At 48.0% G+C, this 25,786-nt stretch carries 15 protein-coding genes; 6 read left to right on the top strand and 9 right to left on the bottom strand.

Annotated elements, in window-relative coordinates; translation table 11 throughout:
- Nucleotides 1–188: 188 nt before the first annotated feature.
- Both FSB84_RS12970 and FSB84_RS12965 read left to right on the top strand, forming a co-directional pair.
- Nucleotides 189–740: a porin family protein gene (locus tag FSB84_RS12970; RefSeq protein ID WP_158643883.1), complete on the top strand. Its 552-nt coding sequence runs from the start codon at nucleotides 189–191 to the stop codon at nucleotides 738–740.
- Between the two features lie 21 nt (nucleotides 741–761).
- Nucleotides 762–1,343, top strand: coding sequence for a porin family protein (locus FSB84_RS12965; protein ID WP_130544523.1), 582 nt, complete (start codon nucleotides 762–764; stop codon nucleotides 1,341–1,343).
- 73 nt (nucleotides 1,344–1,416) lie between these two features.
- Here the strand turns inward: FSB84_RS12965 and FSB84_RS12960 are convergent, their stop codons facing one another.
- Nucleotides 1,417–2,754: an IPT/TIG domain-containing protein gene (locus tag FSB84_RS12960; RefSeq protein WP_130544524.1), complete on the bottom strand. Its 1,338-nt coding sequence runs from the start codon at nucleotides 2,752–2,754 to the stop codon at nucleotides 1,417–1,419.
- Nucleotides 2,755–2,949: 195 nt separating this feature from the next.
- Nucleotides 2,950–4,905 (bottom strand): M1 family metallopeptidase, encoded by a 1,956-nt coding sequence (locus FSB84_RS12955; RefSeq protein ID WP_130544525.1) that lies wholly within the window; start codon nucleotides 4,903–4,905, stop codon nucleotides 2,950–2,952.
- A gap of 146 nt (nucleotides 4,906–5,051) precedes the next feature.
- Here FSB84_RS12955 and FSB84_RS12950 point away from each other — a divergent pair, with 146 nt between their 5' ends.
- Nucleotides 5,052–5,552, top strand: coding sequence for a hypothetical protein (locus FSB84_RS12950; protein WP_130544526.1), 501 nt, complete (start codon nucleotides 5,052–5,054; stop codon nucleotides 5,550–5,552).
- 26 nt (nucleotides 5,553–5,578) lie between these two features.
- Here FSB84_RS12950 and FSB84_RS12945 read toward each other — a convergent pair whose 3' ends face one another.
- The 4 genes from FSB84_RS12945 to FSB84_RS12930 form a co-directional block, all read right to left on the bottom strand.
- The gene (locus tag FSB84_RS12945; RefSeq protein WP_130544527.1) at nucleotides 5,579–7,726 is read right to left on the bottom strand and encodes a glycoside hydrolase family 97 protein; all 2,148 of its coding nucleotides are present in this window, start codon (nucleotides 7,724–7,726) and stop codon (nucleotides 5,579–5,581) included.
- A gap of 124 nt (nucleotides 7,727–7,850) precedes the next feature.
- Nucleotides 7,851–9,668: a RagB/SusD family nutrient uptake outer membrane protein gene (locus FSB84_RS12940; protein ID WP_158643882.1), complete on the bottom strand. Its 1,818-nt coding sequence runs from the start codon at nucleotides 9,666–9,668 to the stop codon at nucleotides 7,851–7,853.
- An 18-nt stretch (nucleotides 9,669–9,686) separates the two neighbouring features.
- Nucleotides 9,687–12,749, bottom strand: coding sequence for a SusC/RagA family TonB-linked outer membrane protein (locus tag FSB84_RS12935; RefSeq protein WP_130544529.1), 3,063 nt, complete (start codon nucleotides 12,747–12,749; stop codon nucleotides 9,687–9,689).
- Nucleotides 12,750–12,996: 247 nt separating this feature from the next.
- Nucleotides 12,997–14,583: a DUF6377 domain-containing protein gene (locus FSB84_RS12930; RefSeq protein ID WP_130544530.1), complete on the bottom strand. Its 1,587-nt coding sequence runs from the start codon at nucleotides 14,581–14,583 to the stop codon at nucleotides 12,997–12,999.
- A gap of 328 nt (nucleotides 14,584–14,911) precedes the next feature.
- Between FSB84_RS12930 and FSB84_RS12925 the strand changes: the two genes are divergently transcribed.
- The 3 genes from FSB84_RS12925 to murQ all read left to right on the top strand — a co-directional run bounded on the left by FSB84_RS12925 (nucleotide 14,912) and on the right by murQ (nucleotide 20,322).
- A complete protein-coding gene (locus FSB84_RS12925; protein WP_207234363.1) occupies nucleotides 14,912–18,013 on the top strand; it encodes a SusC/RagA family TonB-linked outer membrane protein in 3,102 nt (1,033 codons plus the stop codon).
- A 16-nt stretch (nucleotides 18,014–18,029) separates the two neighbouring features.
- The gene (locus FSB84_RS12920; protein WP_130544531.1) at nucleotides 18,030–19,367 is read left to right on the top strand and encodes a RagB/SusD family nutrient uptake outer membrane protein; all 1,338 of its coding nucleotides are present in this window, start codon (nucleotides 18,030–18,032) and stop codon (nucleotides 19,365–19,367) included.
- A gap of 142 nt (nucleotides 19,368–19,509) precedes the next feature.
- On the top strand, nucleotides 19,510–20,322 hold the full coding sequence (gene murQ, locus FSB84_RS12915) for an N-acetylmuramic acid 6-phosphate etherase (protein ID WP_130544532.1): 813 nt from the start codon (nucleotides 19,510–19,512) through the stop codon (nucleotides 20,320–20,322).
- 33 nt (nucleotides 20,323–20,355) lie between these two features.
- On the opposite strand, the gene FSB84_RS12910 is transcribed toward murQ, so the two are convergent.
- Genes FSB84_RS12910 through FSB84_RS12900 form a run of 3 tightly spaced genes read right to left on the bottom strand, consistent with a single transcriptional unit; the run spans nucleotide 20,356 to nucleotide 25,773 of the window.
- Nucleotides 20,356–21,342, bottom strand: a complete 987-nt coding sequence (locus FSB84_RS12910) for an aldo/keto reductase (protein ID WP_130544533.1) — start codon at nucleotides 21,340–21,342, stop codon at nucleotides 20,356–20,358.
- 32 nt (nucleotides 21,343–21,374) lie between these two features.
- Nucleotides 21,375–22,505, bottom strand: coding sequence for an efflux RND transporter periplasmic adaptor subunit (locus FSB84_RS12905; RefSeq protein ID WP_130544534.1), 1,131 nt, complete (start codon nucleotides 22,503–22,505; stop codon nucleotides 21,375–21,377).
- Nucleotides 22,486–25,773, bottom strand: a complete 3,288-nt coding sequence (locus FSB84_RS12900; protein WP_130544535.1) for an efflux RND transporter permease subunit — start codon at nucleotides 25,771–25,773, stop codon at nucleotides 22,486–22,488. The genes FSB84_RS12905 and FSB84_RS12900 overlap by 20 nt, the downstream gene beginning before the upstream one ends.
- Nucleotides 25,774–25,786: the final 13 nt, after the last annotated feature.

The raw sequence follows: 25,786 nt of genomic DNA, 5'->3' as shown, positions 1-25,786 counted from the left end.
TTTGTGAATCGAAAAATAATTTTTGCAAAAATAGACGAAAAGAGATGCGCACATATTACCAAATCATTAATCTGGTTTAACCGTTAAACAGAACATCTCATCCATTAAGTGAGCCTTCCTGGACTGTCTGTATCGCTTCAAATTTGTTCCATCAACTAAAAAAATTACCGATGAAACAAACAACCCTTATGGCTTTGATTCTTGCCCTTGCGTTTTTGTCAAATGCACAATCAACCAATGTTCAATACGGATTGAAAGCAGGTCTGAATGTATCGGGCCTCACCGGAAAAGAAGCAGGCGCCACGCATAATCTCAACTCCTGGTATGCAGGGGTGCAAGCGACCCTGCCCTTCAGCAAAGTGTTTGCATTTCAACCAGAACTCATTTATTCAAAAGAAGGATTCAGAGCACCTGGCGTGAAGTATATGTATGATTTTGCGAGAATGCCGCTCACATTTCAATTACGCCATCACACCGGTGTGTACGCAGAGTTTGGCGCACAGGTGGGTGTGATGATCAAAGCAACAGCAGATGCTTTTGTGATCGATCAGAAAATGGACATCCCGGATATGGAAACATTCAATACAGGATTGATCATGGGTGCTGGTTATCGTCATCCATCCGGTATCGGCGCCAATGTCCGCTATGCATCCAGTCTTTCCAATGTTGGCAAGGAACTGGATGGAAAACTCACCACGCTCAGTATCGGATTGTCTTTCTCACTCGAAGGAAAAAAGTAAAACCATATTAAAACATTTATCATGAAAAAAATATTTGCCTTAATTCTTTTGGCATCTGCTGCGTATTCAGTGACTGCACAGGAAACAACCACACCAACAAAAACTCGTGTACGCTTCGGCGTTAAGGCTGGCGTAAACAGTTCCAGCTTCAACTGGAAACACGAAGGTCTGGAGGTATCAGGAGTACAATCATTTTATGCAGGCGGTATTGCGGTGTTCCCTGTTTCTAAAAATTTCAATATTCAATCTGAGCTGATCTACTCAGGAGAAGGCGCCAAAGTAGCAGGAACGAAAATGGAGTTGAACTATGTGCGGCTGCCATTGCTTTTCCAATACCAGCATATCAGTGGCCTTCATGTGGAAGCGGGCCTGCAGCCTGGCTTCATGATCACAAATAAAGCCACCAATGTGGAAACAAAAGAAGAAATGGATACAAAAGATCAATTGACAAAAATAGGCACAACCGTCGCCTTTGGATTTGGTTATCGCATGAAGAACGGGCTGGGTATCGATTTCAGGTATGCCAAGGGGATCGACAATCCATTTGGTTCGGCTGATGCCAAACTCGTGGTAGCGAGTGGTGGTTTATCATTTATATTCTAACGGGGTCCTTCACACTATAATAAAGGGCCTGCATATGCAGGCCCTCTCTGTTACAACCACATTTGCCGTCGGATTATTGTTTCGTGATCTTTTTGATCTTCTTTCTCAATTGATCTACCACGTAGATCGTTTTGTTTCCCTGTCCATCTTCCTTCACCACAATGCCTTCAGGCCGCTTGAACTGGATAACGCTGGCAGCGCCATCTTCCAGGTCAGGCCCCATCCAGGCTCCGGCAAAGAAGCTGGATGCTCCGGCCGGTGTATATTTTTTTATCTCTCTTCCGCCACTGAATACGACATAGATATTTTTCTCACTGTCGAAAGAAAGATGCGTAGGTTGTATGTTCACATCCTGCCGTGGATCGAAACCTCCGAGAGTGGTTACTCTTCCATCGGGCGCCATCTTTCTGATCATACCTGCTCCCTTTTCTGTGATGATAAGATTTCCGTCTGCATCAAATGCCAGGTTACCGGGAGAAGGAATGCCGGCCAGTATCCCTACATCATCTTTTCTCGTACTGGTTCCATTACCTGCAACAGTTGTCACTATATTGGTGGCAAGATCGATCTTCCGGATAGCATCGTTCCCTTCATCGCCTACGAACAAATGAGTGCCGGCAGGGTTTACAGCAATACCATAAGGCATACTGAACTTTGCAATATTCCCTGCACCATTCACATTTCCGAGTTCGCCTGTGCCTGCGATGGTAGTAACTTCCTGTGCGGGTGTGATCTTCCTGATCATATGATTGAAACGGTCCGCCACATAGAGATTACCCGCATTGTCGATGGCGATGCTGGCGGGCAGACTGAACCTCGCATTGGCTCCCGTACCATCGGCATGACCTGATACGCTTCCGGCAAAAGTGCTCACCACACCCTGTGGCGTGATCTTCCTGATCCTGTTGAGATCGGATAAATAAAAATTGCCTGCGGCATCAGTTGTCAGTCCTACCATTTGCTGGAAACTCGCAACATTACCAGCACCATCTGCATTGCCTGAAGCGCCGGAACCAACAAAATTGCTCACGATCCAGCCGATGAGGTGGAAGCCTTTTACCTTAGTCACTTGTTTTCCTTTGGTTGTGATCATTACATCATGATCACCTGCCGCGAGATTATCGGGCAATGTAATTTCCAGTGATGTGGCCGTAGCTTTCGTTACGGTGGCTGGCAGGCCGCTGATATGTACCAGGTTTTGATTGGCGGTGGTATGGAAACCTGTGCCATTAATGGTAACAGGAACTCTTTCCGCACTGTTCGGTGTGATGGTGGTGATGGTCAATTCCGAATTGTTGCCACCGCCAGGATCAGGGTTGGGATTGGGATTCCCGCCAGGGTCGGCATCGTCCCCTGACTTACTGCAACTCAATATTCCCAACAAACTAACTACTACAAAAAACTTTTTCATACTAAGGATTGAATGGTTGCCATCAATGACAATCAAAAATACTTTTCCGTCGCAGGACCTTCTAGCGTTTAGGGATGCAGGGTATATAGCTCACCGCCAACTGCGGAAAAGAGTGGCTGAAGTGCTGCAATTTTTCAGGACAAAAAAAGCCCGCATCGATCGATGCGGGCTGTAGCAATTTCTTATGGGATCAGCTTATGGAGCTGTCCAGGTATTGTTCTTGAGATTCACATCAGGAATGGTTTTGTCCGGATCCACCACTACGGACACCACTTTATCTGTGCTGGCGTAGTTGAATTTCCAAACTGCGCCATGTTGCCAAACTTCAACAGGGAGCGTAATGCGTCCTGTTTTTCCATTTGCTTCTTTGACCTCGATAGTAACAGGCATCGGCAGTTTCTCCAGTGTTGCGATGGTGATGGAGCTTCCTTTGGAAGGATCGTTTTGAATAGCGGCAACATCTGTTACAGCCAGATCGATCTTCCATTTGTTCATGAACCATCCGCGCCAGAACCATTCCAGATTTTCACCGGCAGCATTCTCGATGCAATGGAAGAAATCCCAGGGAGTAGGATGTTTGAAAGCCCACTGGTGAACATAGTAGCGGAAAGCGGAATCGAATCTTTCTTTTCCGAGAATGTTCTCGCGCAGCAGTTTCAATCCGAAACCGGGCTTGTAGTAGGCCACAGTTCCGAGATTGTATTGTTGTGTTACGTCAGGAACAGTGAGGATGGCTTCAGCCCTGTCGCCAAAGAAAGAGCTGGCGGCCATTTCGGGATTGATGGCTCGGTTGCCATTGTATTCTCCGTTATTGAAATCAGCATCAGCGAGGCCGTTGATGAATGTGTTGAAACCTTCGTCCATCCAGGGGAAGCGGCGTTCGTCGCTGCCCACGATCATGGGGAACCAGTTATGACCGAACTCGTGATTGGTTACACCCCAGAGGCCATTGCGTGTTGCGCGTGAAGAGCAGAATACGATACCGGGATATTCCATTCCACCTACAATACCGGCCACATTCACCGCCATTGGGTAAGTGTAGGGATAGAGGTATTTGGAATAGAATTCGATACATCCTTTTACATATTCTGTAGAGCGGCCCCAGGCGTTGTTGCCATCGCTTTCAACAGGGTACACACTCATGGCGAGTGATTTCTTTCCACCTGGGAGGTTGATCTTCGCTGCATCCCAGATGAATGCTTTGGAAGCAGCCCAGGCAACGTCCCGTGTATTGGTGCATTTGAATTTCCAGGTAAGAGGTTTGCCGGTAGCGGATTTAGCAGAACCAGCTTCAGCAGCAGTACGCAGCATTACAGTTTTGTCGCTGTTGGATGCATCATTCCAGCGCTTCTGTTGTTCGGCAGTAAGCACTTCTTTGGGATTGAGCAATTCTCCGGAACCTACTACCACATGACCCGCAGGCGCCGTGATGCTGTAGTTGATATCGCCATATTCCAGGTAGAACTCGCCCTGACCGAGATAAGGGAGCGTGTTCCATCCATTCACATTATCGTATACGCATAAACGTGGGAACCATTGTGCTATTTCATAGATCCAGCCATTTTTGGATTCCTGTCTTCCCATACGGTCTGTACCATATTCAGGAACAGGAAAAGCATAATGGATCCTGAACTGTACAGCGCCGCCTTTAGCTTTCAGTTCTTTGGGCAGCCTGATCTGCATCCTTGTATCGGTTACAGTGTAGGAAGCAGGAGTTTCTTTACCATCCTGGATCAGGGTTACGGAAGCGATATTGTAGCCGCCATCGAAAGCCTTACGGTTGGCCCAGCGTCCGCCTGTAGTGGCAGTTGCTGCAACACCGCGGGATTCCTGGCTGTAAATGTTCTGATCGAGCTGCAGCCACACGAAGCTGAGGTTCTGCGGGCTGTTATTGGTGTAGGTGATCACTACATTACCTGAAACGCCATGTGCCTGGTCGTCCAGCGTAGCTTCGATCTTGTAATCAGCCCTGTTCTGCCAGTAACGGGGTCCGGGGGTACCATCGGCCGCACGCACTTCATCGCCAAAGGCCGGATAGAACAATGGCGCAAAGGTTTCGTGCTGATCATAGACCGAGTTTGTTTGTGCAACAGCGCCCAGGCTGATGGCCGACAGGCAGGCTCCTGCAAATAATCTGGTCACTAAATTCATAACTCCTTGATTTTATTGGATAGAAAAGGTTTAAAGATAATGGAATTCACCAACTCAGTGTTACCACCGGTCAAATTGATCACAGAGTGCAGCACATCGAAATAAAATTTAGCAAGGAATTTGTATTAGAAAGGAAAAGTTCACCTATGAGATGCTACGCATTCGTATTATTTTTTATCTCTTTCGCCCTTACAACAACCGCTTTCGCACAATTAAAATCCTCCAAAGTCAGCTGTCCGGCTTTCGAAGTGGATATTCTCAATGGCAAGGTAAGCGGACTGAAACCAGACCGCACCTCCAATGAGATCACGGGAAAATTTCCCTGCTATACCAGTAAGACTGATGAAAATTCAAGTTCGAAATGCGGAGGCATGATCGTGTACAAAGACAAAGACATTACATTTTTTACAGGCAGGAATTACGTGGAGATCGGCCCGGCCTTCAAGGGCAAGATGAGCATCACGATGCTGGGCACAAAAAGAGGCAGCCTGAATAAAGTGCTGGGTACGCCTAAGATCAAGGATGCTACTTGGGACGCTTACCAGACCGGTTACGGCTGCCTCGTGCTGTATTATGGAGCGGACAATAAGGTAAAGAAGATCCAATTCAGCACTTACGGCACAGATACCATCCAACTCTGCGAATGATCTTCCTATTCCTCTTTTGAAAAGATCTATTTGTATTTAGAAACCGTTTTGGGCGCCGGCGCTGTCAAAGGCTTGATGCTGACGGCTGCGCCGCCACCCGGAGCTAGATCCAGTTTCAGCACCGTATTCTGGTCCACAACATATTGTTTGATCACATAGGATTCCGGATTGGTTTTCCAATCTGCATCCGGCGCATCGGCATATACAGTGGCCAGGTACTGTTTTCCTTTTTCGAGAAAATTCAACGGCGCATTCATTTTTCTTTTTTCTTCATCAGTGACGGCTCCGATGAACCAGTTCTCTTTTCCTTTTTCTTTTCTTGCATAAGCTACATAATCTCCCGGCTCTGCGGCAATCACCCTGGTATCATCCCAGTCAACCGGCACATCACGGATGAACTGAAATGCATCATCATGCGCTTCATAATGTTCTGGGAAGTCGGCTACCATTTGCAGCGGACTGTAGATGGTAACGTAGAGGGCCAGCTGCTTTACCAGTGTGGTATGCATTTGCCTGTCCGGCGCATAGCCGCAATAACCTTTCATTTTAAAGATGCCCGGTGTGTAATCCATCGGTCCTCCGATCAGTCTAGTGAATGGCAGGATGGTCTCATGCTCGGGAGGACTGCCGGTGCTGAATGCATTGTATTCATTGCCTCTTCCTGCTTCGCTGGCCATCCAGTTGGGAAAAGTGCGGTGTAATCCTGTTGGGCGCATCGCCTCATGCGCATCGAAACTGATCTGGTAGCTGGCGGCTTTGCGCGCCATCCTTTCAAAATGGTTCACCATCCATTGTCCGTCGTGCGCTTCGCCGCGGGGAATGATGCGGCCTACATAACCTGTTTTTACTGACTGGTATCCGTGGGCTTTCATGAATCGGAAGGCGCTGTCCATCCGGCGGTCGTAGTTGGTAGCGGAGCCGCTGGTCTCATGGTGCATGATCAGCTCCACGCCCTTTGATGCAGCATAGCGGTTCAGTTCTTTCAGATCGAAATCAGGATATGGCGTAACGAAGTCGAACACTTCTTCTTTCCAGTTACCGAACCAGTCTTCCCATCCTGTATTCCATCCTTCCACCAGCACACCGCGGATCCCGTTTTTGGAAGCGAAGTCGATATAACGTTTAACATTAACCGTATTTGCTCCATGTCTTCCATTGGGGATCAGATCGCCATCACCGCTTGTGGTATCTGCACGATCGGAAATGCTCCAGGTGCTTTTACCCACCTGCATTTCCCACCATACGCCGGCAAACTTCATGGGTTTGATCCAGTCAGTAGTGGGGAGCACATTGGGTTCGTTCAGGTTGAGCACCATTTTGGAATTGAGGATATCGGCAGCTTTATCACTTACCAGTATCGTTCTCCAGGGCGTGCTTGCCGGTGCATGCAGGTAGGCCATATTGCCTACCGCATCAGGCACCAGGCTGGCCGAGAGGGCAAAAGAAGTTCTGTCTGCATGCAGTTGCATGGATGAATAATTCAGCAATGCCGCTTCATGAATGTTGATGTACAAACCTTCGGCTGTTTTCAGCATCAGGGGAGTTTGCACGGCAAAGGGATCGGGCGCTGTACGCACAGCAATATCAGTGGCTGCTGCTACTGCCTTGCGATTGTCTATTTCACTGATGCGTGTAGTGTTGTAGAGATATTCGTTGGAATCATAGTCGCCGGGGATCCAGAAAGCTTTGTGATCGCCGGTGAGCCGGAAGGCTGTCAGCTCCTTCGTTACGATGAAGTATTTCAATTGTGATTGCTGTGGAAAACGATAACGGAATCCCACACCATCTTCAAATACACGGAACTCGATATCCAATAACCTGAAGGGATAATTCTTCTGTTGCAGGTGAACGGTCACTTGCCTGTAATGATTCCGGATGGATCTCACTTCACCCCAAACCGGCTGCCAGGCCTCGTCCTTCAGCAGGGAGTCTACTCCTCGTACTACAAAATCCTTGTAGAAAATGCTGTCGGCTTCTTTCAAAATAAATCCCATGGCAGATGGTTTCACCACTGGCTGCTGATTGTAGTTGACTGCATACTCAGGAGCGCCATCATCATTCAAGCGGAATTGCAGCGACAGTTTCCCCATTGCCAGGTTCAGCTGTTGCTGTTGTGCCTTAACCGATATTGTTGATAATAGTAAGATCCCCCACACAACTAGCTGTTGCTTCATAAGCCTTTCTTTAAACTGAAAAAATAAAAAAGAGAGAACAGTACTGGTCTGATGCAGTAAAACGAAGGCCGCTGCTGAAATAACAGCGGCCTTTCGCATTGCAGATGACCCTATATCAAAGCGGTTAGTAACCGCCATTCTGATTTCCGATATTGGTATTGGTATTGATCTCATCACTCGGAATGGGGAAGGCATAAGACCTGTCGTCACTCCATGGGATCGGTGCACCTGCCGGAAGGTAGATGCCATAGTAAGTGGCTTCTGCTTTTCCGATGCGCCAGCGGCATACATCAAACCACCAGTGACCTTCTGCAAACAACTCGGCATAACGCTCATAGCGCAGCGGGTTATTGGCCAGGTTGGGATCATTGGCCATGGTGGCGGAAGTCAATGTTGCATAGTCATAAGGAGATGGTGCATTGTAGTTGGCTACGCCATACGCCCTTCTGTGAACTTTGTTGATATATTCCCTGCCGGTTTCAGCCTCACCTGAATTGATGCAGGCTTCTGCATAGAGCAGAAAAATATCAGCCAGGCGGAGCAGGTAATAATTGGCACCATCAGCTGCATTCGATTTTGCCCAGAGATTATTATCCATAGTAGTGAACTTCTTGAAGCTCCATCCATGGAAATATTGCTGGATACCTCCGCCAATGCCCACGCATTTACCAACAGGTTTTACGATGTCATTGTTCTTAACATTATCTACCCAGGGTTGTAATGCGCATACATATAAACGTGGGTCCACTGTTTTATTGGTGCGCATGGCTTCGGAAGCCGCGCGATACGCAGGATCCAGGATATATTTCTGATTGGTCAGCGTATTGGTGGGTGGTACGTAGGCCGGGTTCTCCACAAGGTTATAGATCGGCAGATCAAAACCAAAGCGGCGCAGATTTTTGTCGTGCACAAACTGGTTGCAATAACCGAGGTTATTGTTCGGTCCGCCTTCGATGCCATCATCCCCCAGACAACTGGGGCTCCAGAGCAGGCCCTGGCTGGAAGTCAGGTTCTTGTTGGGCGGAAAGTCTGCGAAGATCCCATAGTTGGCAGGCGTTCTGTCTATATTGATCTCGAAGAGCGATTCTTCATTGAACTCATTCTCCGGTTTGTCGTTGAACGCTTCCTTGTACTTACTGAAAGGCATCAACGATTTTCCACTGTTCTGGATCACATCCAGCAAGGTGGTTTTTGCATTGGGCCAGTCCTGTGTGAATACATACGCTTTTCCCAGCAGGGCCTTGGCGCTCCATTCAGTAGCGCGGCCGCGCATAGTGCCTGTCCATTGTGCACCCTTGAGCAGCTCAGCAGATTTCTTCAGGTCTTCGATGATGAAGTTCCAAACTTCGCGGGCCTTCTTGCGCGGTTGCTGTGTTTCGGCAACATTGGTTGGAATGCTTGTATAGATAGGCACACCCAGTTTATCATCATTGGCTCCGTTGGCGCCAACATAGGCTTCACCGAAGAAACATTCCAGGTTGAAGTAATACCATGCGCGGAGGAAATAAGCTTCGCCACGCATATAGTTCACCATCTGCTGTTCGGAAGCCACCATATATTTCTGCTCATAGAAATCGGCACGGTCCAGGAAGGCATTCATCGTTTTCACACCCACATACAATTGCGCCCAGAGGCCATTGGCATAAGTGTTGGAAACGCTGAGCTCATTGGCTGCGAGCTCGGTCCAGCTGAGGTCTCCGCCATAAGCCAGGTCGGCGGCATGTTCACTACAGGCCTGTACCTTGGTCATGAGATTGAAGCCGGCCAGGTGTTCGGCCCTCCATTGCGCATAACCGGCGCCGAGCACACCCAGAAGGTCGTTGATATTTTTCGGGAACTCACCGCTGCTGTAGGCGCCGCGCAGGCTCACATTATCGGGGTCTTTCTTGCAGGCTGCCAGAGAAAGTGAGCAGGCTGCTATGATCAATAATTTCTTAAACATGGCAATCATTTTAATTGGTTAGAAGGTGATGTCGAGTCCCAGTGAATAGATCCTTGAATTCGGATACCTGTAAGGAACATCGATTCCCCTTGTAGTTACAGCACCACCAAGTTCAGGATCGATACCATTGTATTTGGTAAGACAGAACAGGTTGTATCCCATCACATACAAACGGGCATTTTTCATTTTCACCTTCTGCAGGATATTGGCAGGCAGGTTGTAGCCGATCTGTAATTGTTTCAGCTTGAGATAGCTGCCGTTCTCCACGAAATAGCTATTGGCCCATGTATAGTTATGGTTGGGATCCTGAATGAAACCAGTTTGCGTTTTTTCACCTATACGTGGCTGTGAGGTCAGGTAATCCCCGTCCAGCATGGAAGCGCCGAACACTTTGTTGGTAGTGTTACCGTCTGCAAACGGGCTCATCGCGTACGGAGCTACACCGTTGAAGATGTCTACCCCAGCCACACCACTGAACAGCGCCTGAATATCGAATCCTTTGTAAGCGAGGTTTAACGTGATACCATATACGAAATCAGGGTATGGGCTGCCGATAACGGTCCTGTCTTTTTCATCTATCTTTTTATTATCGTCGATATCAGCAAAAATGAGATCGCCTTTTTTCGCCTGCTTTCCTTCCTGCTGCGGATGGTTCTTCCATTCATCATCAGATTGATACATGCCAATCACTTTGTATCCCCAGAATTGTCCGAATGGGGCACCGGCTTTGGTTGAAGCGAGTTGCTGACCAGTCCAGATTCCGAAGCTCGGAGAACCATAGTTGTTATCGCCGGCAAGGATGGCGTTGTTATTGATATTATCGAGATTCAGTACTTTGTTCTTGTTGAAAGCGCCTGTTACGCCAACATTGTAAGAGAACTCTCCAATATTGCTGCGATATCCGGCTGAGAATTCAATACCCCTGTTGCGCACAGACCCGATATTGGTGATGAAGATGCTCACGGGCATACCGGCGCTTGTAGGAATGGGCAGGTTGTACAGCATGTCTTTGGTCGTTTTATCGTACCAGTCAACACTTGCATACAGTTTGCCATTCATGAATTCTGCATCCAGACCGATATTGGCCTCATACATGCTTTCCCACTTGATATTCGGGTTAGGGATATTCTGTTGTGTGTAATTGAGCACGGGCACAACACCGGGCGCAAAATTCTGTGCGCTCACCAGGTCGAATGTGGAGAGGAACACATAAGATGGAATATTGCTGTTACCGAGTACGCCATAGCTACCACGCAATTTCAGCAGATTGGCCTGCGGCAGTAATTGCTTCATGAAAGGCTCATCGCTGATACGCCAGCCCACAGAACCTGCGGGGAACACACCGTAACGATTATTGGGACCGAACTTCTGGAAATTACCATCGCGGCGGATAGAGAAGGTTGCGAAGTATTTTTTGGCGAAGTCGTAGCTCACGCGGCCGAACATGGATTTGATCAGCGCATTATCATCATAACCGCCATTGGCCAGGTTGATGCGTGAATCGGAAGTCAGCAGGAAAGCATAAGAAGTACCTCCTACTGAAGTGGCACCGATCTGTGCACCGTTGGTGATGCCGCTGATCTGTTCGTAACCGGCAAGCGCATTGATGGAGTGTTCGCCAAATGCATGATCAAAGCTCAGTACATAGTTGGTGAAGATGCTCCTGGTGCTGGCATTGTTCTTCGCCAGACTGGTGGCATTCACTGAAACCGGACCGGCATTGTAAGCCTCCTGGTAATAGTTCAGCTCCTCATTATAATAGGTATAACCCAGTGTTGTTTTGAAAGTAAGGTAGAACGGCAGTTTGATCTCCGCATAAGCATTACCCTGGAAATTGGCCTGGGTGAACTGCCTGTGAGCAGTCTCGATCTGCGCAACCAGGTTAGGTCCTGCAAATCCGGGAGGCGATTTGGCCCAGGGGTTCTCCGGAGAATTACCGTAGATGCCCATTGTAGGAATGGTGCGGAATGGCGGATTGATACTTACTCCTGTTGGTGGCGTGGTATTTCTTTGCCAAACATAGAGCTGCTCACCAATTTTGATATTATCGGTAACCCTGATATCCGTATTCAAACGGAAACCGTACATACCGGATGAATTCTTTCTGAATACACCTTTCTGATTATTATAAATACCGGATACGAAATAATTGGTATTGGGAGATGATCCGGAAATGGAGAGGTTGTAGTTCTCTTCTGTTCCGTTATCGAAGAGGGCGCCTGCCCAGTCGGTATCGGGAAGGGTGTCTGTCTGACTTTGCGGACCATACACCGGATCGTTGATCAGTTTGCGAAAGCGGATGAATTCATCGCGACGCAGGAGTTCCATCATACGTGGCGTAGTAACACCGTAACGCGCATTGAAATTCACGGTGGGCTTGGCCCCTGTTCCTTTTTTAGTGGTAACGATGATCACACCGCCCGCAGCTGCCGCACCATATATAGAGGCGGCGCTCGCATCTTTCAATACATCGAAGCTGGCAACATCCGCCATATTGATATTATTACCATCCTGGCGTACGCCATCAACGATATAAAGCGGTTGTGGCTGACTGAGAGAAGCCACACCGCGGATAGTGATCTGTGTGGGGGCACCGGGCTCACCGGAAGATTTCACTACTTCCACACCAGCCACGCGGCCCTGGAGAGCGGCAGCAACATCGGTCACCGGCATATTCCTGATCGCATCACCTTTCACGGAACCGATAGCCCCGGTAACATCGCGGCGTTTCTGGGTACCATAACCCACTACCACCACGGCATCCAGCCCCATGTCTTTAGGTTGCAATGAAATGTTGAAGGTTGACCTGTTGCGAACGGCAACAGCGCGGGTTTCAAATTCTACGTGTGAGAAGATAAGGGAATCTGCTGCAGAAGAAAGATTGATGCGGAACTCACCGGCTTCATTGGTGCTTACACCGGCGCCTCCCTTCACCTGAACGGTGGCTCCAACCACCGGACTGCTTTTGTTGTCTGTTACTTTTCCTGTTACAGTCCGGGTCTGCGCAAGGGCAGTTCCTGCAAATAGCATGGCCATCAAAAAGCAGATAAATGCTTCAGGCAGCAATCGTGATTTAATCATAAAAACGGCAGTTTTTTAAGGTTAATGGAGAAAGCGATCCGTTGCAATGGCAACAACTTTCTGCTTACCTGAAATCAAAGAAAGGCTCAAGTTGAGCTGATTTCAACTTATATGGATGAAGTATAGAAAATAAAGGGTTTTAAGGGCTGATTATAATCATTAATAGATTGATTACAAATTATTTAAAAACATATTAAACAATACAATATATGACGATTTTAAGTAGAAATATGGAAGATTTTCAGGCCTATTTTATGTTCATAATGGCCTGCTCGAAGTCTTCATTGGGGAGAAGACTTTTGTTTTTGATCTTGGTCTTATAAGTATAAATGGTGTTCACCGAATACTCCAGGATATGGGCGATCTTTTCATTGTCGCTGATGCCCATCCGGATGAGTGCGAAGATTCGGAGGTCGGTATTGAGGAGCTCATTGTCTTTGAGATGGATCTGGTCTTCCGGTTTGAAAAGTGCATTGAAGCCGTCCACGAATCCGGGAAAGAGGGTGAGAAAAACCTTGTCGAAACTTTTGAGCAGGTCTTCCTTCTCTCTTTTAAGGTTGATATTATTGACTAGGAATTTTACTTCTTCCAGTTTTCTTTCCATGATCTTCTGGTCCAGCGATCTTTTGAACCTTTCGATCCGGGAGAAGAAGTCGGAGTTGTAATTAAAGAAATATCCAATATATTCTTCTTTGATGGTATTGCTCTCCATCAGTTTTTCATTGGCCACCTGGAGGCGATCATGCGCTTCCATGAGCGCCTGTTGCGCCAGTTTCACCTTGCGGATCTGTTTCATGAGGGCGATGGCCAGACCGATCACTGCCAGCAGCAGCAAAGTCACCACGGCAGCATAGGCAATGAGTTTGTTCTTCTGTTTCTCGGCAATGTTCACCCGCTCTCCTTCGATCAGTGGGAGGATGGCGCTCACCTGTACTTTCCTTTGGCGGGCGCCATAGAAAGTGGCATCGGCAATTGCGCGCTGAATGCAGGTATAGGCATTTTTCACATCTCCCTTTTTGTACAGTAATGCCGCCAGATTGAAGATGGCAGAGGTTTCGCGGGTAGATGATTTGATATCTGCAATGGCTGATTGTATCAGGAGTGTGATGGCGGAATCATCCATGTTGCGCTGGATATAGATATCACTGAGCGTAGAAGCGGTCACCGCCACCTGGTGATCTGTAAGCGAATCCAGGTTGAGGAGCTGACGGAATAGTTCGCGGGCCCTGTCGTTGTTCCCCGACTTGATATCTTTCAATCCCTGGTAATAGAGATGATTGAAAGAGTTGGGAGGTGTCAGTGCAATGGTGGAATCCATAAAGGTATTTCCCTTGAGCGTATAGTCGGGCGTATAGTTCACATCTTTATCGAAATCCCCGAGATCATAATAAAAGCGACCCAGTAAAGAGTAATACCTGGCTTTGGCTTCATCAGTTAGTGTGTGGATATCCACCGAGTCCAGTGTTTCCTGTGTTTCTTTATACATCCCTGCTGAAAGGAGTGAGAAGCTCAGGTTGATGCGCGCCATATTGATGAGGGTATCATTACTGAGCGACTTCGCGATGTGAAACTGTTTGCGGGCGTAGAAATAGGCAGAGTCATATTTATACACCTTATAGGCTTCAAACAATTGGTGATAGCGATTGAACTCCAGCTGTGGCGTTCCGGCATCTTCGTAAAAATGGATGGCGCGTATATCTTCCTGTTTTCGGGCATCGTACCCCGCAGATTCGTTGATGACCTTATTGAGCTCTTCCAGTAATTGCTGATGGTCCTGGCTGAACAGGTTTTGTAAAAAGGTAAGGGTTAGCAGGCAGGTCAGGAATGATTTCATATACAAAGCAGTAGCAGTAAGTCTTTCAGCTTACTGAAACGAAGATAGGCCGAAGCGGCAACAAATCCATCATTGCAAGGTAAAGCGGTTGAATTTCTCATACTGCGGTTTCAGAACCCCTCTACCCGCACAAACCTGCAAAAACAAACAAATTATTTGCGTTTTTTTGCAGGAATTCAATATTTTTCTCCAAATTTACTCCGTGAAAGTGCATGTTTTTATTTCCGTACCCTATATAACTTATCCCTCCCGGTTATTGCATTTTCATTTACCTGACCCTATGGGAACTGAGTACTATTCTTTAACAACATTAATTTAAAGCTGCTTTATGGACAATCTAACGATGCAGGCAGGAATCAGATGGAAAAAAATTCCTTTCCTGCTTTGCCTGATTTTTGCAGGTTACTTTGCTGGTGCGCAGGTGACGATCAGCGGTAAAGTGACTGATGCAAAAAAAGAAGCTGTTCCAGGTATTTCTATTCAAGTGAAGAATACCTCGTACGGCACTTCCTCTGACGCAACTGGCGCATACACCATGCAGGCTAATCTGAAGCCTGGTTCTTACACGGTGGAATTTTCCGGAATTGGTTTCAAGGCTGTAACAAAAACATTACAGGTGGGATCTGAAAGCAAGTACACACTTGATGCAGAACTTACACCTGATGCCATTGGTATGGACGAAGTGATCGTAACCGGTACCAGTGCAGGAACTACCCGTAAGCAGTTAGGTAACTATGTAAGCACCGTGAAAGCGGAAGACCTCAACAAAGGCGCCACCGGAAACGTACTGGCAGCATTGCAGGGTAAAACTGCAGGTGCGCAGATCAGTCAGAACTCCGGTGATCCTGCCGGTGGTATTTCGGTTAGGCTTCGGGGTATCAGCTCCATCAACTCTTCTTCAGAGCCTCTTTATATTGTGGATGGTGTGATCATCAACAACGCTACCAACAGGGTTACCAATACATCTTCCGGCTATGACGGCGCCAACACTGTAGGTACTATCGGTCAAAACAGGATGGTGGATATCAACCCGGCAGATATCGAAAGAGTGGAAGTGCTGAACGGTGCAGCTGCTGCAGCCATTTACGGTTCACGCGCAAACGCAGGTGTAGTGCAGATCTTCACAAAACGTGGTAAGGCCGGAGCTCCTCAGGTAAGCTTCTCTTCCAGTTTCCTGATGAACCAGCTCAGGAAGAAACTTGACATGAACCAGTCGCCCGTGAAGTTTGGTGGTAGCGTAGACGATTTTACCCATGATGTGATCGCACGTGTTAATGGGGATTTAGTAACTACAACCTCTCCTGTAAACCGTTACGATTACCAGGACTATGTTTTCCGCACCGGTACAGGAACTGACAATAACGTTTCTGTTAGTGGTGGTAACGATAAGACTAAGTACTTCGTTTCCGGTTCTTATTTCTTCAACCAGGGTATTGTAAAGAACACAGACTTCCAGCGTTACAGTTTCAGGGCCAACGTTGATCAAACCTTCAACAAATGGCTCAGTGTGAATATGGGTCTTAACTATGTCAACAGCAAGGCCAATGAAAAGCCTGATGGCAACTCTTTCTTTTCTCCTGTTGGTTCCATCAACATCATTGGGAACTACCATGATATCTGGAAACGTGATGCATCCGGCAATTTGTTGAAAGTGGGCAACTTCAGTCGTGTAAACCCGGTTTCTGTAATTGAGGACATGAAACAACAACAGACCACCAGCCGCGTACTGGCCAGTCTGGGTGTGAAACTGAAGCCCGTGAAGAACCTTACTATCGATTACACAATGGGTATCGATAACTATGCTCAGAACGGAACAACTTTCATTCCTCCGTATGCTTACACGGTAAATCCTGGCTATTTTGGAGGTAGTGATGATCTGAATGGTTATGCCAGTGCAGCTACCAATACTTTCTTCCAGATCAACCATGAGCTGAACGCCACTTATACCGCCAATATCTCTGATGACCTTGGATCAACTACCCAGGTGGGTTACTCCGTTCAATATGAAAAGAACGATTATCTGCTAGCGCAGGGACGTGGTATGAGTCCTTATATTTCTGTTGTGAAGTCTGCCATTACGCAACTTCCTTCGGCCGATGAAAGAAGCGAGCTCTCTGTTTCCGGTGGCTATGTTCAACAGAATTTCCGTTATAAGAATCATTTCTTCGTAACAGGAGCTGTACGCCTGGATGGTTCTTCTGTATTCGGAAAGGATCAACGCAACCAGGTCTATGCAAAAGCGAGCGGCAGCTACGTGGTCTCCAGCACTGATTATTGGAGCAAACTGAATGTAGACAATTGGTGGGACCTCCTGAAATTCCGTATGGCTTATGGCCAGTCGGGTAACTTAACAGGCATCGGTGCTTTCGCCGGTTCTAACACTTATACCAGCAATGCCTTCGTCGGTAAGCTGGCAATGAACTCCAAAGGAGTTTTAGTGGATGAAAATATCAAACCAGAACGCCAGGATGAGATCGAGTTCGGTATGGACCTGGCTTTCCTGAACAACAGGATCGGTCTGCAGGCGAACTACTATTACAAGAAAGTGAAAGACCTCCTGTTCTCCAGGGTAATTGCTCCTACTTACGGATACACCAGCTATCTTGGTAATGTGGGTAACCTTGAAAACAAAGGCTTTGAGATCGTGTTAAATGTAACACCTGTAAGGAAAAGCGACATCACCTGGGATATCACGGCTATCTTCAACCGAAACAGGAATGTGGTTACCCACCTTGGTCAGCCCCGCTTTGCTCCTTCTACCAACTCAGGTGCGCCGGTGTCTATCATTGAAGGACAACCGATCGGCGTATTCTACGGAACTTTCTTCGCGAGAGATAACGGCCAGCTGTTTAAGAACGCTGCCGGCATACTTCAATTTGAACGAGGAACACAAACAACTTTAACCAGCTATGAAACCCGCCGCGAAAACGGTGCTCCTACCGGTGATCTGCTGCGCAAGGTAATAGGCGATCCCAACCCAGACTGGACCGGTACTCTCGTGAACGAAGTGAGCTACAAAAAATTCGCACTCCGCGTTCAGCTCGATGCCGTTCAGGGTGTGGATGTGTGGAATGCAGACTGGCGTACACGTCAGGGTGTAGGCGGAGGCCTGGTGGCTCAGGATGAACAAATGGGCAAACTTCCCCGCGGATACGTTGCAGGTGCTTATGACGTGAATGAATGGAGGATCGATGACGGTTCCTTCGTGAAACTGCGTGAAGTTGCTATCACTTATCGTTTCGGCAAGATTAAGGGTCTGAGCGATCTGGCAGTAAGCCTCAGCGGTCGCAACCTGATCTCATTCGACAATTACAAAGGATATGACCCTGAAGTGAATGCTGGTGGACAAAGCACCATTCTCAGAGGAATAGATTTTGGCGCTGTTCCTATTCCAAGGACTTTCAGTTTGGGAATCCAGGCTAAATTCTAACCAACAAAAACATTTTATGAAGAAGCTAATATTCAATAATAAAACATACGCCCTGGCACTGCTGGTTGTGGCTGCCACCGGATGCAAGAAGGATTTCACCAATCCCAATGAAACGCCGAGTGATGTCGTTTTTAAAAATCCCATCACTGCAGCCAGTGCAGCTGTAGGCATTCAACGCACCTACACTGCGGGACAGGCAAGCACCTTTTTTGCAGCGATAGATGCAAATGGCCTTACCACAAACGAGCTGATTTTGTTGAATCCGGGGAACGTGGGGGAAAACCAATTCAGCAAAGGCGGTATAAATGTAGACGGCACCAATAACGTGCTCACCAATATCTGGACCAACGGCAACAAGATGATCTTCGATGCCAATAATGTGATCAGGTATGGAGAGCAAACTACCGATAAGCCTTATGGCGCCGGATTGATCAGCTACGCATCGATCTTCAAAGCGCTGGCATTGGGCAACTTGTCTATGTTCTGGGAAAAAGTTCCCGACACTATCGGAACAATCGGTACCCCGGTGACTTTCATAGATCGCATGGATGGTTATAAGAAAGCTATCAGAGTATTGGATAATGCCATCGTTGCGTATGAAGCCAACAATCCGAATGCTACAGTAATTGGCAGGCTCACCGCCGGAGTTGCCAACAATGGAATGATCAATGCCCTCTATGCATTGAAAGCGAGATACGCTTTGTTCAGTGGCGACTACGATGCTGCCCTGGCAGCAGCAGAGAAAGTGGATCTTTCCAAAAAAGTGGTACTTGATTTCAACGCACAGGTGATGAACCCCGTGTATGAATCTGCTACCAGCAACACTAACTTCTTCCAACCCATTGATTCCACTCTTGGCCTGCCTGAAGCAATTGCTCCTGAAAAAACTGACGGACGTATCCTTTTCCATACCAGGATCAAGACTCCGCAAGAGTCAAATCCAAGATTCAGGATCAATGGTTTTTATGCTGCACTCAATACTGCGATCCCTGTTTATACTCCAGGCGAGATCATGCTGATCAAAGCAGAAGCTTACGCAAGAAAAGCTACTCCTGATCTTGGACAGGCTTTAATAGAATTGAATAAAGTGGTAACTAAAAAACCTGCCGGAGATATCTACGGTGTGGGAGCAGATCTGCCTGCGCTTGGAGCCATGGCCAAAAATGATCTGCTGGTGCAGATCTATCGCAACCGTTGTATTGAATTGTACATGAGTGGTATGAAACTGGAAGACCTGCGCCGATTCGAGGATGTGCTGGATGAAACTCTGGTCACACGCAAACGCAATTTCATGCCTTATCCTTTCACTGAAAAGGATAACAATCCGAATACACCCAACGATCCTCCATTCTAAATAATTCATCAGGCAAAGGCGCAAACGATCTGTTTGTTAGGTTTTGGTTTTGGTTGTTTTGCGCCTTTGCCTGAAACATTCGCTCTAAATTTTCGACACTAACCATTAAACAACCTTCAATTATTTCAAATCCCGTTTACCCATGTCAGAATTTTTGAAAGTTACAGAGTCAAGCAGTAAGTATCATCACCTGGAGGAAATGTCTATCAATGAAATTCTGGGACATATTAACGATGAGGATAAAACAGTACCGGCAGCAGTTGAAAAATCGATCCCCCAGATCAGAAAACTGGTTGAAGCGATCGCTGACAAAATGCTGGCAGGCGGAAGATTGTTCTACATCGGAGCAGGCACCAGTGGCCGTTTGGGTGTGGTTGATGCAAGTGAATGCCCTCCTTCTTTCGGCGTTCCTCAGGGTCTGGTGGTAGGTATCATTGCCGGTGGCGCTCCCGCCATTCTCCAGGCTGTTGAAAATGCGGAAGACAGCAAAACGCAGGGCTGGATGGATCTCCAGGCGCATAACGTGAATGAGAACGACGTAGTGGTTGGTATCGCAGCCAGCGGCACCACGCCTTATGTGATCGAAGCGCTGAAGACCTGCCGCGAACACGGTATCATTACGGGCTCCATCACCAACAATCCGGGTTCACCACTCAGCCTGGTAGCTGATTTTCCGGTTGAATGCGAAGTGGGTCCTGAGTTTGTTACCGGCAGCACGCGCATGAAGAGCGGTACTTCCCAGAAACTCATCCTCAATATGATCTCTACTACTGTGATGATCCAGCTCGGACGTGTGGAAGACAATAAAATGGTGAACATGCAGCTGACCAACGAAAAACTCGTTGACAGGGGAACGAAAATGATCATGGATAAATTGAAGTGGAGCGATTACGAAAAAGCAAAAGCATTGCTGCTGAAAAACGGCAGCGTTAAGCGGGCCATCGATAATGCATGAGAAGAAAAAAGGGGCGAAAGCCCCTTTTTCATTTTACTTGTTCACCAGCTTCATCGCTCCTTCACTGTACCGCGCACCGGTATCCGGAAACTCCTTCACCAGTGCATCTATCGCCTCCAAATCTTCTTTCGTCAGTTGTACATCCACTGCTCCTGCATTTTCCAGCAGGTATTTCCTTTGCTTGGTGCCGGGGATCGGAATGATATCGTCGCCCTGTGCGAGTACCCATGCCAGTGATAACTGTGCAGGTGTGATATTCTTAGCGGCTGCCAGTGCAGCAAATTTATCTACCAGTTTATTATTGTTCTCTGCATACTGATCGCCAAACCTCGGCAGGGTCTTGCGGAAATCGTCTGCGCCTAACTGTGAGGCCGGTGGTAAAGTGGCAGTCACCAGTCCACGCGCCAGCGGGCTGTAAGGCACGAAAGTGATGCCGAGTTCCCGCACAGTTTTCAACACATCATTGTTTTCAACATCCCTGGTTAGAATGCTATACTCACTTTGCAGGGCTGTGATCGGATGTACAGCATGCGCCTTTCTGATGGAAGCAGGAGATGCTTCAGACAATCCGAGGTATTTCACTTTTCCTTCTTTCACCAGCTCCGCCATCGCTCCTACCATTTCTTCCACGGGCACATTCACATCAACGCGATGCGCATAATACAGGTCTATCACATCTGTCTTCAATCTTTTCAAACTCGCTTCCACAGCCTGTTTCAAATAAGCAGGCGAGCCATCGAAATAGGTACTGTTATCAGGTCTGTACCGGAATCCGAATTTGGTGGCGATGAAGATCTTTTTCCTGTTCGGCACCAATACTTTCGAGATCAGCTCTTCATTATGACCAGCACCGTACATATCGGCTGTATCCCAGAAATTGATCCCGATCTCCAATGCTTTTTCCAGCGTAAGGATGCTTTCATCATCATTGCGCGGTCCATATGCGAAGCTCATCCCCATACAACCAAGGCCGATGGCAGAAAGCTGCTCGCCAGTTTTTCCCAATGCACGATACTTCATAAAATTGTTTTTGTTGTTACTGAATACAAACCTTACTGAGCCGTCTTTGTATTTTTAACATCAGAACCATTGCGGATTTCTTCACTACCAGTCTTTACCAGTTGGTCGCCGGGCTGAAGTGAACCGAAGATCTCTACTTTTCCATCGGCTTCCCGGCCTTTCTGTACATCTACCCAAACGGCTTTTCCATTTTCGATACGGATCACGAATACGCGTTCAGGGGAATTGACCACGGCGGATTTGGGAGCAATAAAGGTACTATCCTTTCCGGGGAATGGGATCTTCACTTCCGCGATCATTCCGGGTAATAATTTCAGATCGTTGTTGTACACGTCCATCTCCACGCGTTCTGCACGCAGCCTGTCGTCCAGCGCGCCGGCCTGCCTTTTGATGCTTGCCGTAAAGATCCTGCCGGGCAGTGCCTTCACCTGGAATTTCACATCATGTTGCTTCTGGATGAAACCAGTGTAGGCTTCCGGAATGGCTACTGCCAAACGCAGATGTTTCTGCTCCTGTAAAGTGAACAAGGGCAATACTGTTTTCCCGTTCGGACCAACATAGGCGCCGGTATTCACATTACGCGCGCTCACCACACCAGCGAATGGAGCACGGATCTCCAGGTAATCGCGCATCACGGTCACTTCTTTGTAAGCTGCTTTGGCGGCTTCGAGTTGTGCGAGATCGGCATCACGTTTTGCTTCGGCCTGCTCCAGATCGTTCGGAGAAATGGTGCCCGGCGTTTTACTGGTTTCAAAGAGTCGCTTGTACAGTGCGTTGCTGGCGGTGTACAATGCTTCCTGGCTTTTCAACCTGCTGGCTGCAGCAGCCAGACGGGAATTCAATTCAGGCGCATCGAGCGATGCCAGCAATTGTCCCTGGCTCACCGTTGAACCGATATCTGCATAGATCTTTCTTACATAGCTGTTCTCCTTTGCATACAGGTCTGCCTGCTGGAAAGCAGTGAGCTCGCCGGGGAGTTGAAGGGAAGTGGATAGTTGTCCGCGTTCCAATGCAAACACTTCAGTGGCAGGAGTAGCTGCAATGGCAGCAGCAACGGGCTTTTCAGCCGTTTTACCTTCCGTTGAATTACAACTGCTGATAGTGATGGCTCCCAGCAGCAATGAGCCTGCAATGAACAAATGGTTATGGTTGATTGCTTTCATACAAAGACGATATAAAATGTTTACTTTCTTTATCAGTTGGGTCGAGAGATACGGATTGTGTGTTGGTCTTCTTCATCAGCCAGGCGAATACCAGCGGCAGCATCACCAGCGCTGCAACAGTGGAAGCGATCAGTCCCCCTATCACTGCCCTCGCTAACGGTGCCGTTTGTTCACCACCTTCACCCCAGCCAGTTGCCATGGGGATCATACCGGCTACCATGGCCACGGAGGTCATGAGGATAGGACGAAGACGAAGCGCCGCCGCTTCCCTGGCTGCTCCCAGCGCATCGCCGCTATGCCTGCGCAAATGTTCTGCATTGGTAATCAGCAATACGGCATTGGCGATACTTACGCCTACCGACATGATGATACCCATATAACTCTGAAGGTTAAGCGTAGATCCTGTCAGCAGCAACATTCCCAGTGCACCTAACAATACGGCCGGCACTGTAGTGAGTACAACCAGCGACACTTTGAAACTCTGGTAATTGGCGGCCAGCATCAGGAAGATCACGATGATCGCTACCAGCAATCCTGATTCCAGGTTATCCAGCGTTTCAGTAAGCACCGTACTCAATCCGATCGGTTCCACTATCAGACCACGGGGCAGCTCGCCCAATGTAGTTAAAGCTGCTTTCACATCTTTGGTGGCAGTGCCGAGGTCTTTTCCGTTGATATTGGCAGTCACGGAAATGATGGGCATCGCACCGAGGTTATCGGCTTCGCCGTAAGTAGTGTCCGGCTCGATTGTGGCCACATCGCTAAGAATAGGACGGGGCGTATTTCTCAGAACAGGTATTTCACCGATACTGTTCACTTCGGTCATCTTATTCTCAGGTACCTGCACCTGAACGGCATAGCTCAGCCCGCTGCGTTCGTCCAGCCAAACATTCTTGTCGGTATACCGGCTGGAAGAAGTGCTGGTGGTCAGGGACCTGCTCACATCGTTCACATCCACTCCCAGCTGTGCGGCACGTACCCGGTCGATATTCACCTTCAACGCAGGATACTTGATGCTCTGCGCCAGTTGCACATCACGCAGGTAAGGAATGGCTTTCAGTTTTTCGATTACTTTTTCCGCGTACTCTTCGTTCACTTTTTTATTTCTTCCCGATAATCTCACTTCGATCGGCGTGGGCGATCCCTGGCTCAGGATCTTGTCTGTAAGCTCGATCGGCTCAAAGGACATGCGCAGGTCAGGTATCTCTTCACTGATCTTTGCACGCATCTTTTCCTTGATCTGATCCATGTTCGTGTGATACTCCTCTTTCAAACTCACCTGCAATACTGCTTCATGCGGACCACTCATGAAGAGGTAAATAGGACTGATAGAGAACTGGCCGGGGTGCTGGCCGATATACGCCGATGTAATACCGATATTCTCCTTGCCTACCAGATCTTCAACGATCTTCGTTACCCGGATCATCTTGTCCTCCGTTCTTTCGATCCTCGTTCCATCCGGGGCTCTCAGTCTCACCTGGAATTGATTGCCATTCACTTTCGGTAATACATCCCTTCCGATACTGTTCAACATCAGCCAGGCGCCACCCAGCACCAGCACTACATACAGGGCCACCACGGGTTTTCTCACAGGTAATAACCTTTCCAGGAAGCGAAGGAACCGCGCACGGAATCTTTCAAAACCACTGATCTTACCATCGCGATTACTGTCTTCCCTTTCTACCAACACTTTTTTCTGGTCCCATGTGTCTGATTCAGATGCGGGCGATAATTCCGATGCTGCGAATGCTGCTTCATCTTCTGTTTGTTCTTTTTTCTTCTTTTTATGTTTATGCCCTTTCATCAGCCAGTTGGCCATTACAGGTACGAATGTCTGACTCAGAATATAACTGGTGATCATCGAGAAGCCGATGGCCAGTGAAAGCGGCAGGAACAATGATCCCGGAATACCTTCCATGCTCAATGCTGGTGCAAACACTGCCAGGATACAGAGCAGGATCAACAGTTTCGGGAATGCGATCTCCTTACAGGCATCCCAGATGGCCAGCGCTTTCGGCTTGCCCATATCCAGGTGCTGGTGTATATTCTCTATCGTCACGGTACTCTCATCCACCAGGATACCGATGGCCAGCGAGAGGCCGCTCAGCGTCATGATATTGATGGTTTGTCCGAACAACTGCAAAAACAATACACCTGAAATAATGGACGTGGGAATGGTGAGTATAACGATCAGGGCTCCACGCGTATCGCCCAGGAACAACAATACCATCAGGCCGGTGAGTATGGCGCCGATGATGCCTTCACTGATCAGGCTCTTCACGGCATTGATCACATACACGCTCTGATCGAATTCATAGGTAAGATGCACATCCTCGGGCAACTGCGCCTGGAACTTCGGCAGCGCTGCTTTCAATTTCTGCACCACTTCCCAGGTACTGGCATCAGCTGATTTTCCCACACTGAGGTACACGGATCTTTTGCCATTCACCATCGCGTACCCCACTGTAACATCTGCTCCATCTTCCACAGTGGCTACATCACGCAGGTATAAATTATGTGCGCCTCCTTTATACAAGGGAATATTCTCGAAATCCTTTACATTCTTTATGGTGGTATTGCTTGGTGTGAGATAGTTGTAATCTCCTATCCGAACGTTACCGGATGGCGTTGCCTGGTTATTGAGACGAACTGATTCCACCAACTGGTCAGGGGTCAAATTGTGCGAACGCATCAACTCAGGATCAGCTTTGATAACGATGGTCCTGATATTTCCACCAAAGGGCGGTGAGCCAACCAGGCCGGGAATAGATGTGAATGCTGAACGCACGTACACGTTGGCCATATCCATCAGTTCATTATTGCTTCTTACATCGCTGCGCAATACCAATTGCCCTACGGGCAATGTACTGGCATCGAAACGCATGATGAAAGGAGGCTGCGATCCCGGTGGAAAGATGGCCTGCGCGCGGTTGCTGAATGCACTCAGCTCTGCCGCCGCCTGCGCCATATTGGTGCCGGGATAGAAAGAGATCTTCATCAGGGTGAGCCCCTGTACGTTTTTTGTTTCGATGGATTTCACACCGTTCACATACAGCAGGATATTGATGTATTGTTTTCCAAAATATGCCTCCATCTGCGCAGGCGTGAAACCTCCGTAGGGGTGCGACAAATAGATCACGGGTAGGTTCATATTCGGGAAGATGTCTACCTTGATCTTATTCACAGCGCTGATCCCGAAGAACAGTAATCCTGCAACGATCACCAGTACCGAGATTGGTTTTCTTAAACCGCTTCTGATTAAGCCCATAATATTTTTTTAT

It is taken from the genome of Pseudobacter ginsenosidimutans (assembly GCF_007970185.1).
In the GTDB taxonomy this organism is placed as follows: domain Bacteria; phylum Bacteroidota; class Bacteroidia; order Chitinophagales; family Chitinophagaceae; genus Pseudobacter; species Pseudobacter ginsenosidimutans.
The sequence above is the reverse complement of the archived record's forward strand: the minus strand, read 5'-3'. Positions and strand labels throughout refer to the sequence as shown.